Raw genomic sequence first — 14678 nt, forward strand, 5'->3', positions numbered from 1 at the left:
GCCGGCGCCCCCTCAGCGCGGGTAGATCGCGCCGAGCACGCGCGGGCCGCGCGCGCCGGTCACGTCGGGCAGGTTGCCGGGCCGCCGTTCCAGGGCCCGATGCGCGAGCCAGGCGAAGGCCGCGGCTTCCACCTGCTGGGCGGGCAGGCCGCGCACATCGGTGGGCTGGACGCTGCGCGCCGGCAGATGCCGGCGCAGGCGGGCCATGAGGTCGTCGTTGCGCGCGCCGCCGCCGCAGACCAGCAGTTCCGGGCCCTGCGGTGCGTAGCGCTGAAGGCTTTCGGCACAGCTGCGCGCGGTGAGCTCCGCCAGCGTGGCCTGTACGTCCTGCGGCCGTGGCACCATGGGCAACTGTGCCAGCCGCGCGTCCAGCCAGCCGGGGTTGAACAGGTCCCGCCCCGTGCTCTTGGGCAGCGGCTGCGCGAAATAGGGCTCCTGCAGGCACAGCGCGAGCAGGGCGGCGTCCACGGTGCCGCTGGCCGCCCAGGCACCGCCCGCGTCGTAGGGCTGGCCGCGATGGCGCTGGTGCCAGTGGTCCAGCAGGGCGTTGGCGGGTCCGCAGTCGAAGCCGCGCACGGGCTCGCCGCGGCCGGCGGCCGGCAGCAGGCTCAGGTTGGCGATGCCGCCCAGGTTCAGCACCGCCACGTCCGCGTCGGCGCGGCCGAAGACCGCCGCATGGAAGGCCGGCACCAGTGGCGCCCCCTGGCCGCCGGCCGCCACGTCGCGGCTGCGGAAGTCGGCCACCACGTCGATGCCCGTCAGCTCGGCCAGCAGCGCCGGGTTGTTGAGCTGCAGCGTGTAGCCCGTGCCGTCATGCAGGCCGGGCTGGTGGCGCACGGTCTGGCCGTGGGCGCCGAGGGCGCGCACCTCGCTGGCCGACAGGTCCTGCTGCGCGAGCAGGCGGTTCACCAAGTCGGCGCAGCCGCGGGCCAGGGCGTTGGCGGCCAGCGCGGCGCGGTGCAGTTCGTGGGCGCCGGGCGCATTGAGCGCGAGCAGCTCGGCGCGCAGGGCGGGTGCGAAGCCGGTGGCGGCGTGAGCGCGAACGCGCAGGCCGGTGTCCGAGACCTCGGCCAGCACCGCGTCGATGCCATCGAGCGATGTGCCGGACATGAGGCCGAGGTACAGCGCGTCATTCATGCGAAGGCCCATGTGAAAAGCGCCGCAGGCGCGGCGCTTGGAGGAAACGAGGCGAGCCCGCGTGCAAGCTCAGGCGCGATCAGTTGGCATTCGCCTGGACCACCGAGAAGGCGGCCGCCAGTTCCTGGCGGTTGGCGCTGGCCAGCTTGTCGAAGGCCGGGCGCGCTGCGGCCGTGATGGGCACGCCGCCGCCTTGCTGCGCGATGGTGCTGGGGTCGTGCGGCTGGCCGTCGATGCGGAATTCGAAATGAAGGTGCGGGCCCGTGGCCCATCCGGTCGCGCCCACGGCGCCCAGCGTCTGGCCCTGTTCCACGCTCTGGCCAGGACGCACGTCGATGCGCGACAGGTGGGCGTAGGCGGTCTGCTGCTGGTTGCGGTGCGTGACGATGACGATGTTGCCGTAGCCGTTCTGCGTGCCGGCGAAATCGACCACGCCATCTCCCACCGTGCGAACGGGCGTGCCCGACGGCGCCGCGAAGTCGATGCCGTTGTGCTGGCGCCAGGTGTTGAGGATCGGGTGCGTGCGCATGGCGAAGCCGCTGGACACCCGGGTGAATTCGACCGGCGAGCTCAGATAGGCCTTGCGCAGGCTGTCGCCATTGGGGCGGTAGTAGCCGCCCTTCTGGCCGGGCTCCTGGTACCACATGGCCTGATGCGTGCGGCCGTTGCTCTCGAACTCCGCCGCGAGCACGCGGCCGGAGCGCAGCGTCTGGCCATCGGCCTCGAAACTCTCGTAAAGCACGGCGAAGCGGTCGCCCTTGCGCAGCTGGCGGAAGTCCACGTCGCCGGCAAAGATGTCGGCCAGCTGGCTGGCCACGGCGTCGGGGATGCCCGCCGCGTCGGTGGCAGCGAACAGCGAGCTGCGCACCACGCCGCTGGCCAGCCGGCTGCCCGCGTCCAGCGTCTCGGGCTCGAAGCGGCTCCAGAAGCCCTCGCCCTGGCGCTCGACCACGAAGCGGCGGAAGCCGCCGTCGCCGTCGGGAATCCAGCGCGCCAGCAGCTTGTTGAGGCGCTGGTCGTGGCCCAGTTCGGCCGACACGGTGCGGCCCACGCGGTTGAACAGCGCCTGGCGGGCGTCGACGCTGCCGCGGATGAAGGCCGCCGCAGCCGGGTCGCTCACGCCCAGGCGGCCGAGCAGCGCGTCGGCCGTGTCGCTGGCGCGCGTGGCGTCGGTGCGAAAGAGGGTGAAGCTGAACTGGTCCAGTTCGCTGCTCTGGGCGTCCAGCGACAGCGGGGTCACCGATTCGAAGACCTGCTGCACGGGCAGCTGGGCGACGCCCTGGTCCAGCGAGGCGACTGCGAAAGCGCCACCGCCGGCGCACAGCAACAGGCCGGCGATCGCGGCACTGATCTGTCGGGGGTAGCTTCTGAAGGTGCTGACCACGCGGGAGGCAACAAGCTCCTCCGCGGCCAGAATGCCGTTGATCAGTTTGGACAACTCAGAAATTCCAGCGCGATGTCGTCGACCGGCCGAGCGGCGCAAGAAGCGGGCCTGCTGTGCAACCGGGGCGAGAGAGCCACGCCTTTAGAATGGCGGGCTCGCAAAAGGCGTTGCAGTATAGCCAGCAGCGTTGTATCCACCGCAAAAAATCTGATGAATCCCGTGTTTGTTACTAGTCAGCCGCCCTCTGTTGATGTAGGACAGGCGCTTTCCATTTCGCTGCGGGGGGTCGACGAACTGCTGCCACAGGAAGAGTGGGTCAAGAAACTGCAGCGCTCCGCCGCCACCGGCCAGCCGCTGCGCATCAAGCTGGGGCTGGACCCGACCGCGCCCGACATCCACCTGGGCCACACCGTGGTGCTGAACAAGATGCGCCAGCTCCAGGACCTGGGGCACACGGTCATCTTCCTGATCGGCGACTTCACCAGCACCATCGGCGACCCCTCGGGCCGCAACAGCACCCGCCCGCCGCTCACGCGCGAGCAAATCGAGGCCAACGCCCAGACCTACTACCAGCAGGCCAGCCTGGTGCTGGACCCGCAGAAGACCGAGATCCGCTACAACAGCGAATGGAGCGACCAGCTGGGCGCACGCGGGATGATCCAGCTGGCGGCCAAGTACACCGTCGCGCGCATGATGGAGCGCGAGGACTTCGACAAGCGCTACAAGGCCAACCAGTCCATTTCGGTGCACGAGTTCCTGTACCCGCTGATGCAGGGCTACGACTCGGTGGCGCTCAAGGCCGACCTGGAACTGGGCGGGACCGACCAGAAGTTCAACCTGCTCATGGGCCGCCACCTGCAGCAGGAATACGGGCAGGAGCCGCAGTGCATCCTGACCATGCCGCTGCTCGAGGGGCTGGACGGCGTGGAGAAGATGTCCAAGAGCAAGAACAACTACATCGGCATTTCCGAAGAGCCCAACACCATGTTCGCCAAGGTGCTGTCGATCTCCGACGAACTGATGTGGAAGTGGTTCACGCTGCTGAGCTTCCGCTCGCTCGAGGACATTGCGGCCCTGAAGGCCGAGGTGGCGGCCGGCCGCAACCCCAAGGACGCCAAGGTGCTGCTGGCGCGCGAGATCACCACGCGCTTCCACAGCGCCCGGGCCGCCGATGCGGCCGAGCAGGACTTCGCCAACCGCAGCCGTGGCGGCGTGCCCGACGAGATTCCCGACGTGCAGCTGGGCGGCGCGCCGCTGGGCATCGCGCAGCTGCTCAAGCAAGCGGGCCTGGCGCCCTCCACCTCCGAAGGCAACCGCCTCATCGACGGCGGTGGCGTGCGCGTGGATTCGGTGGTCATCAGCGACAAGGGGCTGAAGCTGGCGCCCGGGACCTACGTGGTCCAGGTGGGCAAGCGCAAGTTCGCGCGCGTGCAATTGGGCGCCTGAGGGGCGCCTGAGCCGGCTCGCGCGGCCGCGCTCCCCAAAGAAGGGGCGCACAAAATGTATCGAACGCCTCACTCATGAAACGTTCGAATACACTTTCGACGAGAAATTGCCACGCTGGCGCATTGCGCTGCGATGATCGGGCCTCTCATGAAATCCCAGCCTCCCGTTGCGCGCATGACGCCGCAGGCCACGCCTGCGGTGACCGCGCGCTGGGAATTCGCGGCGCTCAGCGACGCGGGCCGCGTGCGCCGCAACAACGAGGACGCGATCGCCTTCGACCCCGCCCTGGGGCTGGCGGTGCTGGCCGACGGCATGGGCGGCTACAACGGCGGCGAAGTGGCCAGCGGCATGGCTATCGCGCTGCTGCAGGCCGGGTTCGGCCGCTGGCTGGCGCATGCGGGCGCTTCGGCGCCGCCCCGGGCCATGCGCCGCGCCATGCAAAAGAGTGTGGACGAGACCAACCGCGCCATCTTCGAGGCCGGCGCGGCCAACCCCCAGTTGCGGGGCATGGGCACCACCCTGGTGCTGGCGGCCTTCGGGGCCGACCGGGCCGTCGTGGGGCACATCGGCGATTCGCGCTGTTACCGCTGGCGCGGCCATGACCTGGAACTGCTGACGCGCGACCACTCGCTGCTGCAGGAGCGGCTGGATGCCGGCGCCCTCACCCAGGAACAGGCGGCGCTGTTTCCCTACCGCAACCTGGTGACACGCGCGCTGGGCATCGAGCGGCAGGTGGAAGTCGAGGTGGGCGAGCACGGCGCCCAGGCCGGCGATTTGTTTCTGCTGTGCTCCGACGGGCTCAGCGAGATGCTGGCCGAGCCCGATATGGGCACAATTTTGTCACGGAATGTGTCTTTGGCTCAGAAGGCAACACTTTTGGTTGCAGCGGCGAACGACAATGGCGGCAAAGACAACATCTCGGTGTTGTTGGCGCAAGCCGCCGTGGCCGGTGGCCGCTCATCGCAGCAGGGCCATTGAGCGCGGGGCGCCGGCGTCAATACAGAAAGTCGCGCAGAGGAGTTCGGCCATGCCGAAACTGGTGGTTGCCATCGATGGGGTCGTCCTCAAGGAAGTTCTGCTGGCCAAGGAACGGACCACGCTGGGCCGGCGCCCCTACAACGACATCGTGATCGACAACCTCACCGTGAGCGGGGAGCACGCCGCGCTGCACTTGATCGACGGCGACGTGTACCTGGAAGACCTCAACAGCACCAACGGCACCTATGTCAACGCGCGGGCCGTGAGGCGCCAGTTGCTGGCCCACAACGACGTCATCGAAGTCGGCAAGTACAAGATCCGCTACCTGGTGAGCAGCGATGCGTCCGCGGCGGCCACGCCCGTGCGCGTGGGCGCTTCGCCCCTCATTTCCTCGCCGGTGCCGCTGGCGGCCGGCAACACTGCGCCCGTGCCGCTCGGCGGGACGGGCCCGGCCGTCATCCGCGTGCTCAGCGGCGCGGGCGCGGGGCAGGAGTTCACCTTGCACAAGGTGGTCACGACGATCGGCAAGCCCGGCGTGGCCGTGGCGGCGGTCACGCGCAGGCTGCAGGGCTACGTGGTGGCGCAGGTGGAGGGCGGCACGCTGCTCAACGGCGAAGCCGTTGGCGCCGCGGCCGTGGCCCTGCAGGATGGCGACTTGCTCGAACTGGGCGGCTCGCGCATGCAGTACGTGCAGGGCTGAGGCGCGCACCGCCGTGGCCCGCCTCTGGCCTGCGCGCGCGCCTCGGTCGTCGGCGGCTGAAACGCGCTCTGGCGCGGCCGGCCGTCAGCCATGAAATGGCGCCGGCGCCACGCGCCCCGCATCCTTCTCACCCTGATTCCCCTGCTGCTGGCGCTGGCGCATGCCGGCGGGTGGATGCGCATGCCGGTGGTCGACGCGCTCGACGCCTTCATCTACGACGCCCGCCTGCGCGCGTCTCAATCCCAGGTGGCCGATCCGCGCATCGTCATCGTCGACATCGATGACGCCAGCCTGCAGCAATATGGCCAGTGGCCGTGGTCCCGCGAGCGCCTGGCGCAACTCACGCGCGAGCTGACCCAGCGCCAGCGCGTGGGGGTCCTGGGCTTCGACATCATGTTCGTCGAGAACGAACGGAATTCGGGCCACACCGTCCTGCAGGCGCTGCGGCAGGGAGCCTGGGCCAGCGAGCCTGCGCTGGCCGCCGAGCTGGACCGCCTGGCCCGCCAGGTCGACCACGACCGGCGCTTGACCGACGCGCTTCGCTCGCAGCCCGCGGTGCTGGGCTTCTACTTCTCCCAGGCGGCGCAAGCCGGCGGGCAGGGCACGCTGCCGCCCGCCGTGCTGCCCGACGGTGCGCTGCCCGAGGGGGCCGACCACCTGCCGCGCTGGAACCACTACGGCGCCAGCCTGTCGGAACTGGCGGAAGTGGCGCCGGCCGGCTTCCTCAACGTGGTGCTCGACCCGCGCGCCGACGGGGTGGTCCGTGCCGTGCCGATGCTCGCGCGCTATGAGCCGGGCGCCTCCAGCGCGGCCGGCGCCGGCTACTACGAATCCCTGGGCCTGGCCGTCTACAGGCGCTGGCTCCAGGCGCAGCCGCCCGTGGCCGTCACGTCGCCCGCGGACGAAGGGCCGCCGCAGCTTCAGTCGCTGCTGCTCCAGTCCCCGGCCGGCCTGCGGACGGTCCCGGTCGATCCGTCCGGCCAGATGCTGGTGCCCTATCGCGGCGATGGCGGCCCGCAGGGCGGCATCTACCGCTATGTGCCGGCGGCGCAGGTGCTGGAAGGGCGCCTGGCCGAAGGGGAACTGGCCGGCAAGGCCGTGCTGGTGGGCACCAGCGCCGCCGGCCTGCGCGACTTGCGGGCCACGCCGGTCAACGCCACTTTTCCGGGCGTCGAGATCCACGCCACTGTGCTCTCGGCGCTGCTGGACGGCCGCTTCGTGCACCAGCCGCCCTATGCCCAGCGCTTTGCGGTGCTCGCATCGCTCGTGCTGATCGGCGGGCTCGCCCTGGCGCTGGCGGGGCTGCCTGCCTCCGCAGCGATGAGCGCGACCTTGCTGGGCACCGCGGCCGTGGCCGCAGGGGCCCAGGTGGCCTACCTGCGCGAAGGCCTCGTCCTGCCCTTGGCGGCCCTTCTGCTGGGCGTGGGACTGGCCGTGGCGCTGAACCTGGCCTGGGGCTACTTCGTGGAGGCGCGCATGCGCCGCCAGCTGGCGCGGCTGTTCGGCTCCTACGTGCCGCCGCAGCTGGTGGGCGAAATGCTGCGCGATCCGGCCCGCTACACCATGCGCGCCGAAAGCAAGGAACTGACGGTCATGTTCTGCGACATGCGCGGCTTCACGCGGCTGTCGGAAGGCATGACGCCGGCCCAGCTGCAGCCCTTGCTCAACAGCCTGTTCAGCCGCCTCACGGCCGTCATCAGCCGCCACCGGGGCACGGTCGACAAATACATGGGCGACTGCGTCATGGCCTTCTGGGGCGCCCCGCTGGACGCGCCCGACCATGCCGACCTGGCCGTGCGGGCCGCCCACGACCTGGTGGCCGAGATCGCCGCCATCAACCGCGAGCACCTGCGCGACGGCCTGCCGCCCGTGCAACTGGGCATCGGCCTGAACACCGGCGTAATGCACGTGGGCGACATGGGATCCACCCTGCGCAGGAGCTACACCGTGATCGGCGACGCCGTGAACCTGGCCGCGCGGCTGGAAGGCCTGGGCGAACGCTACGGGGTCAGCATCGTCGCGGGCCCGGGCACGCGCGAGAAGGCAACCGCTTACTTGTGGCAGGAGCTCGACCAGGTGCGGGTCAAGGGCCGGCAACAGGCCGTGCGCGTCCACACGCCGCGCGGCCTGCGGGCCGAAGCCGGCGCCGACTTGATCGCCGAACTGGACCAATGGCAACAGCTGCGCGACGCCTACATGGCACGGCAATGGCCAGAAGTCCAGAGCACCTTGCAAATCCTGACGGCCAAAGCCGACAAAAAAGTCCTTTACCGCTTGTACGAGCAACGCTTAGCCTTGCTCCTCGCTCAACCGCCGGGCCCCGAATGGGACGGCACCGAAGAGTTCCAGACCAAATAAGTCGCTCGCGTTCTTGCTGCGACATCACACACTCAGATTCGGAAAGAGGAGCCTTGATGCAGGTGCGGGTGCTGGGATGCTCGGGGGCGATCGCCAGAGGCTGTCGCACCACCTCCTTTCTGGTCGACAGCGATCTGCTGGTCGACGCCGGCACCGGCGTGGGCGACCTAACCCTCGACGAAATGAGCGCCATCGACGACGTGGTGCTCACCCATTCGCACATGGACCACGTCGCCAACCTGCCGCTGATGCTGGACGCCGTGGCCGGCCGCCGCGCCGGCCCCCTGCGGGTGCACGCGCTGCCGGAAACGATTGCCGCCCTGCGCCAGCACATCTTCAACGACGTCATCTGGCCCGACTTCGAGCGCATCCCGACGGCGGCGGCGCCTTTCATGCACTTCCGTCCCTTTGCGATCGGGCAGTGCCTGGAACTGGGCAGCCAGAACGTCAAGCATGTGGAAGTGCTGCCCGCCGTGCACACCGTGCCGGCCTGCGGCTTCGCCATCCGCCGGGCGGCCGGCGGCCGCCATTGGGTCTTCAGCGGCGACACCGAGCGCAACGCCGCCTTCTGGCACCGCGTCAACACCCTCGACGTCGGCGCGCTCGTGATCGAAACCGCCTTCAGCGACCGGGAGCGCCTGCTGGCCGAGCGCAGCCTGCACCTGTCGCCGGCCACCCTGGCGTCCGAACTCACGCACATCCCGCCCCACCAGCACTATCCCATCTACATCACCCACACCAAGCCCGCCGAGACCGAAGAGATCATGAGCCAGATCGACATGCTGGCCTCGAACCACGAGTTCGCCTTCGACGCGGGCGGCGCGCCCGAGCCGGACATCCGGTGGCTGCAGACGGACGAAATCCTGCGGGTGTAGGTGCGCCCTGGCGCGGCGCCCGTTCTGGTCGGCCCTGCAAGCCGCCGTCGGATGACGAGGCCTCTTCCGTCGTGCCTTCCGCCCACTCGCTCAACCGCCGACAAAGCGCGGCAGGCTGACAAAAATGTCAGTGACAAACTGCCATCCCAGCACACGTCTTGTCACTCGTTGTAACTTGTGCGTGAACTAATTGGCTAAGAAAGCCGCGTCCGCGGGCCTGGCACGGCGACTGCAAGGAGGAAGCGCGCCGGGGAGGTTCCCGGGCTTTCATCCAAACCTGGAGTAACTCAAATGAACCGTCGTTCCATCGCACGCAATGTGCAAAAGGGCTTCACCCTGATCGAACTGATGATCGTGGTGGCGATCATCGGTATTCTGGCGGCCATCGCGCTGCCGGCCTATCAGGACTACACGATCCGCACTCAAGTTTCGGAAGGTCAGACCCTGATGGCTGGCGCCAAGAATGGCGTGATGGACTTCTGGTCTGAGCGCGGCCGTTTCCCCGCCACCAATGCATCGGCCGGCATTTCGGCTGCTGGTTCGATCACCGGCTCTTATGTAACGCAGGTGGCCGTGGGTAACAACGGCGTGATTACGGCAACGTACGGCAAGAAGGCTAACAGCAAGATTGCTGGTGGCACCTGCCAAATTACTCCGGCAGACGCTGGTGGAAGCGTCACTTGGGCTGGGACTTGCTCGTTCGCTGACAAGTGGCGCCCGTCGGCTTTCCGTTAATCGGTTAAGCTGGCTTGAACCAAAAGCCCGAGCAATCGGGCTTTTTTTTGCTTGTGCCATTTTGATGGGTAAGTGCTTGCAAACACGATCGAATTTCCAGATCTCCGCGGGGTTGATGGTGGTGGGCACCTGTGGCGCTCTGGTGTGGCTTCTCTACACGCAAGCGCGCGCCATGACTTGGCAGTTCGATGACCTCATCAACCTGCGTACGCTTGCGGGCGTCAGCACTCATGCCGGCCTGGTGGATTTTGTCTTTGGCGGCGTGGCGGGCCCGTCTGGACGCCCGCTGTCCTTGCTGACTTTCGTTGCGAACTACGGTGACTGGACAGGCAATCCCTGGGGCGCTTCGCGCTTGAATCTGTTACTGCACAGCCTCAATGGGGTACTGGTCTTCTTGATCGCGCGGCGCCTTTTCGCGCGAGTGCCTGGCCAGGCGAGCATGAACGTCTGGCTTGCTGCCGCAACGGCCGCGCTGTGGATGCTGCTTCCCATCCATGCCAGCAGCATCCTGATGCCCGTGCAGCGCATGACGCAGGTATCAGCCTTCTTCACCCTGTTCACGCTGTATGCCTATGTGGCGCTGCGCGCGAGATATGCCGGCACGCCTCCGATTGCCGGCATTTTCTGGCTCAGTCTGTGCGTGGGCACCGGCACACTGTTGAGCGTGCTGGGCAAGGAGAACGGGGCGGTCACGGCTGCCCTGGTCGCGCTGATTGAACTGTTCTTCTTTGATCGATCCCCTAGCAAGTCCATCGTGCAGCGCGTGTGGCGCCTGTGGATCTTCGCGGCCCTGCTCCTGGTGCCTGCGGCACTGGCCTATCAGTTGGTCACCGTGTGGGATGGCATCCAGGGCCGCTTCATCCACTATCGCGGCTACAGCATGGCGGAGCATGTGGCGACGCAAGCCGTGATCTCGTGGGAATACATGCGGCAAATCCTGCTGCCCCGCGCGGCACTGTTGGGGCCGTATCACGACGGCCACGCGGTGTATGGGTGGACCATGTGGCAACCCTATGCCGCGCTGATCGCCTGGCTCGCTTTGCTCGGTGCGGGGCTGGCATTACTGCGCCGCGGCTATGACGCCACGATTCGGCGATTGGGCAAATTCCTGCTCCTCGCCATCGTCTGGTTCTTCGCCTGCCACCAGATCGAATCCACCGTGATCCCGCTCGAACTGTATTTCGAGCATCGCAACTACCTGGCAGCGCTGGGACCGTGTTTCTTTCTCGTTTCGGCCGGAGGGGCATTGTGGGCTCTTGCGCAGAAACGAAAGTTGGTTTTGCTCGTGTCTGGCGCTCTGCTGGCTGTGCAGATCTTTGCTTTGCAACAGATCACATCCCTCTGGGGGCAACCGATGCTGGCCAATGAAATGTGGGTCATTCACAACCCGGGGTCCACGCGCGCAACGCAGGCCCTCGCCAACGACTACCTCCGTCTCGGATTCAGAGAAGCCGCGCTGAGAATCAGCGATGAATTCGCTAGGGCCAACAACGCCATTGACGTGGCGATCCAGTTCTTTCCAAAGCACTGTTCCTCGGCCGACGCACACGAACTGCAGACAAGGTTTGCAGCCATCCAGGCGATGATTCCTTTGACGAAGAGACCGGGAGGCATTCCCACCGGAATTGCCGCAATGGGCAATGCAATAAGAAAAGGTGAGTGCCCGGGCATTAGCCGGCTAGACTACATCGGCTTGCTGGGCCGCATGCTCGACAACGCTTCTATCCGCTGGAATCCGGCGGTCCGCCATCACCTGAATTACGAGATGGCATTGACGCAGATGGAGGAGGGGGATGTGCCGCAGTATGCGGCCTATGCCCAGCGCGCCTTCCTTGATTTCCCGTCATTGTCTGTTGCCCAAGCCGTCGCGTTGAGCTTGTTTTCGCATGGCGAGTTGGAGCGGGCATTGGAGTGGGTGAACATGGCTTTGGCCAAGGCGCCGAACAAGATGGTTCGAGAGGCTTGGACAGAGCAATTGGGCAGCCTGCGCAATGCGATGCTGGATGTCCGGCGGCAATTGGATCATGCCTCCATGAAAGTTGAAGAAACCGAAAAGGAGGGTGCCAAATGATTTTACCGGACGAGATATCGTTTGTGCTGCCGGCCAAGAATGAAGAAGCTGCCGTGGGGCAGACTGTGGGCGGCATCCGCGCGCAGTTTCCCGGTTCGGAAATCATCGTGGTGGACGACGGTTCCACTGACGCGACTGCCGAGGCTGCGCGAGACGCGGGCGCGACAGTGGTGTCGCATCCCTATTCGAAGGGCAATGGGGCTGCCATCAAAACCGGAGCGCGTGCAGCGAAGGGAAAGGTGCTCGTGTTCATGGATGCCGATGGCCAGCACCAGCCCCAGGAGGCCTTGGAATTGCTGGAGCGCATCGAACAGGGCTATGACATGGCCGTGGGTGCTCGCAGCAAGACGGGGCAAGCCAGTTTCCATCGCGGATTGGCCAATGGCTTCTACAACCGCCTTGCCTCATGGATGGTGGGGCAGACGGTGGAAGATCTCACTTCCGGCTTCAGGGCCGTGCGCGCAGACCGGTTCCGCGAATTCCTTTATCTGCTGCCCAACGGCTTTTCATACCCTACTACCAGCACGATGGCGTTCTTCCGCGCCGGGCATTCGGTGGCTTACGTGCCCATCCATGCGGCCAAACGCATCGGCAAGAGCCATATCCGTCTGCTGCGCGACGGCGCGCGGTTCTTCCTCATCATCTTCAAGATCGGCACGCTGTTTTCGCCACTGAAGATATTTGTGCCCGTTGCCGTAGCTATGTTTTTGATTGCGACGGGATGGTACGGCTGGACATGGTGGAGCCAGGGCCGATTCACCAACATGAGCGTGCTGCTCTATACCGGCAGCGTAATAGTGTTCCTGATGGGGCTAATTTCGGAGCAGATCACGGCATTGATGTATCGGGGGGAATGAATGTGAGCGCCAAGCGAATTCGGAGCGTTGCGGATCTGGCCACCAATGGTGCGCAACCTGCTTTTGCGCAGCCTCTGCATGTGGGGCGCCCCAACATCGGTAATCGTGACGCTTTTCTGGCAAGCGTCAACCGACTTCTGGACGATCAATGGCTGACCAACAACGGTCCGCTGGTCCAGGAGTTCGAGAAACGGATCGCCGGCATCCTGGGCGTCAAGCACTGCGTGGCAATGTGCAACGGCACGATTGCATTGGAGATTGCTATTCGCGCACTTGGGCTGACAGGCGAGGTCATCGTACCGTCGTGGACCTTTGTGGCCACCGCGCACGCGCTGCACTGGCAAGGCATCACGCCCGTGTTCGCGGATATTGATCCAAACACGCACAACCTTGATCCGCTTGCGGTGAGGCGCATGATCACCCCACGCACCAGCGGCATCATCGGCGTTCATCTGTGGGGCCGCGCAGCGCCAGTCGATGAACTACAAGAGATCGCCGATGAGCATCGGTTGAAATTGATGTTCGACGCGGCCCATGCGTTCGGCAGCAGCTATGGCGGCAGGAGCATAGGGAGCTTTGGTGCATGCGAGGTATTCAGCTTTCATGCCACCAAAGCGTTCAATACGATGGAAGGCGGCGCCGTCACTACCGATGATGATGAGTTGGCGGAAGCCATGCGCTTGATGCGCAATTTCGGATTCGAGGGCTATGACAATGTCATTCACCCAGGCACCAATGGCAAGATGATCGAGGTATGTGCGGCAATGGGGCTGGCGAATCTGGATGAATTCGATGCCATCGTCGCCGCGAACAAGCGGACCCATACCATCTACAGACACGTGCTGGCGGGCATTCCCGGCATCTCTTTGCTTGACTACGGCTCGGTTGAACGCAACAGTCACCACTACGTGGTGGCGGAGGTCGACGAAGATTGCCCGGCCCGCCGCGACGACATCATTGCTGCGTTGCATGCCGAGAACATTCTTGCCCGTAAGTATTTCTGGCCGGGTAGCCACCGAATGCAGCCTTATCGCGATCTGTTTCCACACGCAGGACTGGTGCTGCCGCAGACGACTCAACTGGCGGAGCGAGTGATGGTCTTGCCGGCAGGTGCATGCATGACGTCTGAACAGATTCAGACCGTTGGCGATGTCATTCGCCATGCCGTCTTGCCATGAAATGCCTGGTGACGGCCATCGGATCCATGTCGGCTGAGGCCGTCATTAGCCGCTTGGCTCGCCTGCCTGGTGTGGAGGTTGTCGGCTGCAACCTGCATCCTGCGTCGTGGACGCCAGCCTCGCGCTTGGTTCGCTGCTTTTATCAAGTACCTTCCGCGAAGGATGCAGCAGCTTATGTGGCCCGTCTGCTGCTGATTTGCGAGCGCGAGCGAGTCAGCCATCTCATTGCTTTGACAGACCCGGAAGTCGATGTTCTGTCTGCTCACCGTGAGGCTTTCGCTGTAGCTGGCATTGTGCTTTGCATTCCCCCCGAACCAGCCGTGCAGGTGGCGCGAGACAAATTGTCGATATATCGGCGCTTTGCCGATCATCCGCGTATACGACCAATTGCAACCGCAGATCTCCACGAAGCCGAACGCAGGGCGTTTTCTTGGCCATTGATCGCCAAACCACGTCGCGGCAGGAGCAGCGAGGGGCAGGTGCATATCCCCGATGCAGGTGCGTTGCAATTCTGGGGCGCGCGGCTGGTCGGGCAGGACTATGTTGTGCAGCCTTGCCATGTCGGTGATGTCATGGTGGTGGACGTGGTGCGCCACCCTGAGGGTAAGGCGGCGGCAGCCATGACGCGGCAAGAATTGCTGCGAACGGCAAATGGCGCGGGAATGACTGTTCGCATGCAGCCTGGACACCCATGCGACGCCTTGGCGCAGGAAGTGGCGGACACCCTTGACATGCGTGGCTGTGTGAATGTGGAATTTTTGATCGTGAATGGCGTGCCGTTGTTGATGGATATAAATCCGCGATTCTCTGCTGGCGTGGCTTTCAGCATTATGGCGGGCTATGACATGGTGGCCAATCACCTGCGCTGTTTTGTAGGCGAAAACTTGGCGCCGTGCCTTGCCCCGCCGGACGCAGTCTACACGCGCGGCTTTCTTGAATACTCATTGCAAAATTGAATA

General features: G+C 65.5%; 12 protein-coding genes. 10 read left to right on the forward strand and 2 right to left on the reverse strand.

Going from position 1 to position 14678, the window contains the following annotated elements; all coding sequences use genetic code 11:
• Window positions 1-12: 12 nt before the first annotated feature.
• Window positions 13-1137, reverse strand: coding sequence for an anhydro-N-acetylmuramic acid kinase (locus tag LG388_RS15460; protein WP_225783643.1), 1125 nt, complete (start codon window positions 1135-1137; stop codon window positions 13-15).
• Between the two features lie 79 nt (window positions 1138-1216).
• Window positions 1217-2566: a M23 family metallopeptidase gene (locus LG388_RS15465; RefSeq protein ID WP_225784394.1), complete on the reverse strand. Its 1350-nt coding sequence runs from the start codon at window positions 2564-2566 to the stop codon at window positions 1217-1219.
• Between the two features lie 165 nt (window positions 2567-2731).
• On the opposite strand from LG388_RS15465, the gene tyrS reads away from it, so the two are divergent.
• The 10 genes from tyrS to LG388_RS15520 all read left to right on the forward strand — a co-directional run bounded on the left by tyrS (window position 2732) and on the right by LG388_RS15520 (window position 14675).
• On the forward strand, window positions 2732-3967 hold the full coding sequence (gene tyrS / locus LG388_RS15470; protein WP_225783644.1) for a tyrosine--tRNA ligase: 1236 nt from the start codon (window positions 2732-2734) through the stop codon (window positions 3965-3967).
• A gap of 174 nt (window positions 3968-4141) precedes the next feature.
• Window positions 4142-4945, forward strand: coding sequence for a Stp1/IreP family PP2C-type Ser/Thr phosphatase (locus tag LG388_RS15475; RefSeq protein ID WP_225784395.1), 804 nt, complete (start codon window positions 4142-4144; stop codon window positions 4943-4945).
• 49 nt (window positions 4946-4994) lie between these two features.
• Window positions 4995-5645 (forward strand): FHA domain-containing protein, encoded by a 651-nt coding sequence (locus LG388_RS15480; protein ID WP_225783645.1) that lies wholly within the window; start codon window positions 4995-4997, stop codon window positions 5643-5645.
• A gap of 90 nt (window positions 5646-5735) precedes the next feature.
• Window positions 5736-8003 carry a CHASE2 domain-containing protein gene (locus LG388_RS15485; protein WP_225783646.1) on the forward strand — a complete coding sequence of 756 codons (2268 nt, stop codon included), beginning with the start codon at window positions 5736-5738 and terminating at the stop codon, window positions 8001-8003.
• Window positions 8004-8059: 56 nt separating this feature from the next.
• Window positions 8060-8878 carry an MBL fold metallo-hydrolase gene (locus tag LG388_RS15490; RefSeq protein ID WP_225783647.1) on the forward strand — a complete coding sequence of 273 codons (819 nt, stop codon included), beginning with the start codon at window positions 8060-8062 and terminating at the stop codon, window positions 8876-8878.
• A 291-nt stretch (window positions 8879-9169) separates the two neighbouring features.
• Window positions 9170-9613 carry a pilin gene (locus LG388_RS15500; RefSeq protein ID WP_304956852.1) on the forward strand — a complete coding sequence of 148 codons (444 nt, stop codon included), beginning with the start codon at window positions 9170-9172 and terminating at the stop codon, window positions 9611-9613.
• Window positions 9614-9689: 76 nt separating this feature from the next.
• Window positions 9690-11684 (forward strand): hypothetical protein, encoded by a 1995-nt coding sequence (locus tag LG388_RS15505; RefSeq protein ID WP_225783648.1) that lies wholly within the window; start codon window positions 9690-9692, stop codon window positions 11682-11684.
• The gene (locus LG388_RS15510; RefSeq protein ID WP_225783649.1) at window positions 11681-12541 is read left to right on the forward strand and encodes a glycosyltransferase family 2 protein; all 861 of its coding nucleotides are present in this window, start codon (window positions 11681-11683) and stop codon (window positions 12539-12541) included. Before LG388_RS15505 ends, LG388_RS15510 begins: the two co-directional genes overlap by 4 nt.
• Entirely contained in the window at window positions 12538-13719 is a 1182-nt protein-coding gene (locus tag LG388_RS15515; protein ID WP_225783650.1) for a DegT/DnrJ/EryC1/StrS aminotransferase family protein, read from the forward strand. The genes LG388_RS15510 and LG388_RS15515 overlap by 4 nt, the downstream gene beginning before the upstream one ends.
• Window positions 13716-14675: an ATP-grasp domain-containing protein gene (locus LG388_RS15520; RefSeq protein ID WP_225783651.1), complete on the forward strand. Its 960-nt coding sequence runs from the start codon at window positions 13716-13718 to the stop codon at window positions 14673-14675. Before LG388_RS15515 ends, LG388_RS15520 begins: the two co-directional genes overlap by 4 nt.
• Window positions 14676-14678 lie beyond the last annotated feature (3 nt).

This window comes from Xenophilus sp. Marseille-Q4582 (assembly GCF_916700565.1).
Classification (GTDB): Bacteria; Pseudomonadota; Gammaproteobacteria; order Burkholderiales; family Burkholderiaceae_C; genus Xenophilus.

Coding starts and splice junctions, on each gene's coding strand:
- LG388_RS15460 (WP_225783643.1), bottom strand. CDS start 1,137: ATGAATGACGCGCTGTACCTCGGCCTCATGTCCGGCACATCGCTCGAT.
- tyrS (WP_225783644.1), top strand. CDS start 2,732: ATGAATCCCGTGTTTGTTACTAGTCAGCCGCCCTCTGTTGATGTAGGA.
- LG388_RS15475 (WP_225784395.1), top strand. CDS start 4,142: ATGACGCCGCAGGCCACGCCTGCGGTGACCGCGCGCTGGGAATTCGCG.
- LG388_RS15480 (WP_225783645.1), top strand. CDS start 4,995: ATGCCGAAACTGGTGGTTGCCATCGATGGGGTCGTCCTCAAGGAAGTT.
- LG388_RS15485 (WP_225783646.1), top strand. CDS start 5,736: ATGAAATGGCGCCGGCGCCACGCGCCCCGCATCCTTCTCACCCTGATT.
- LG388_RS15490 (WP_225783647.1), top strand. CDS start 8,060: ATGCAGGTGCGGGTGCTGGGATGCTCGGGGGCGATCGCCAGAGGCTGT.
- LG388_RS15500 (WP_304956852.1), top strand. CDS start 9,170: ATGAACCGTCGTTCCATCGCACGCAATGTGCAAAAGGGCTTCACCCTG.
- LG388_RS15510 (WP_225783649.1), top strand. CDS start 11,681: ATGATTTTACCGGACGAGATATCGTTTGTGCTGCCGGCCAAGAATGAA.
- LG388_RS15515 (WP_225783650.1), top strand. CDS start 12,538: ATGAATGTGAGCGCCAAGCGAATTCGGAGCGTTGCGGATCTGGCCACC.
- LG388_RS15520 (WP_225783651.1), top strand. CDS start 13,716: ATGAAATGCCTGGTGACGGCCATCGGATCCATGTCGGCTGAGGCCGTC.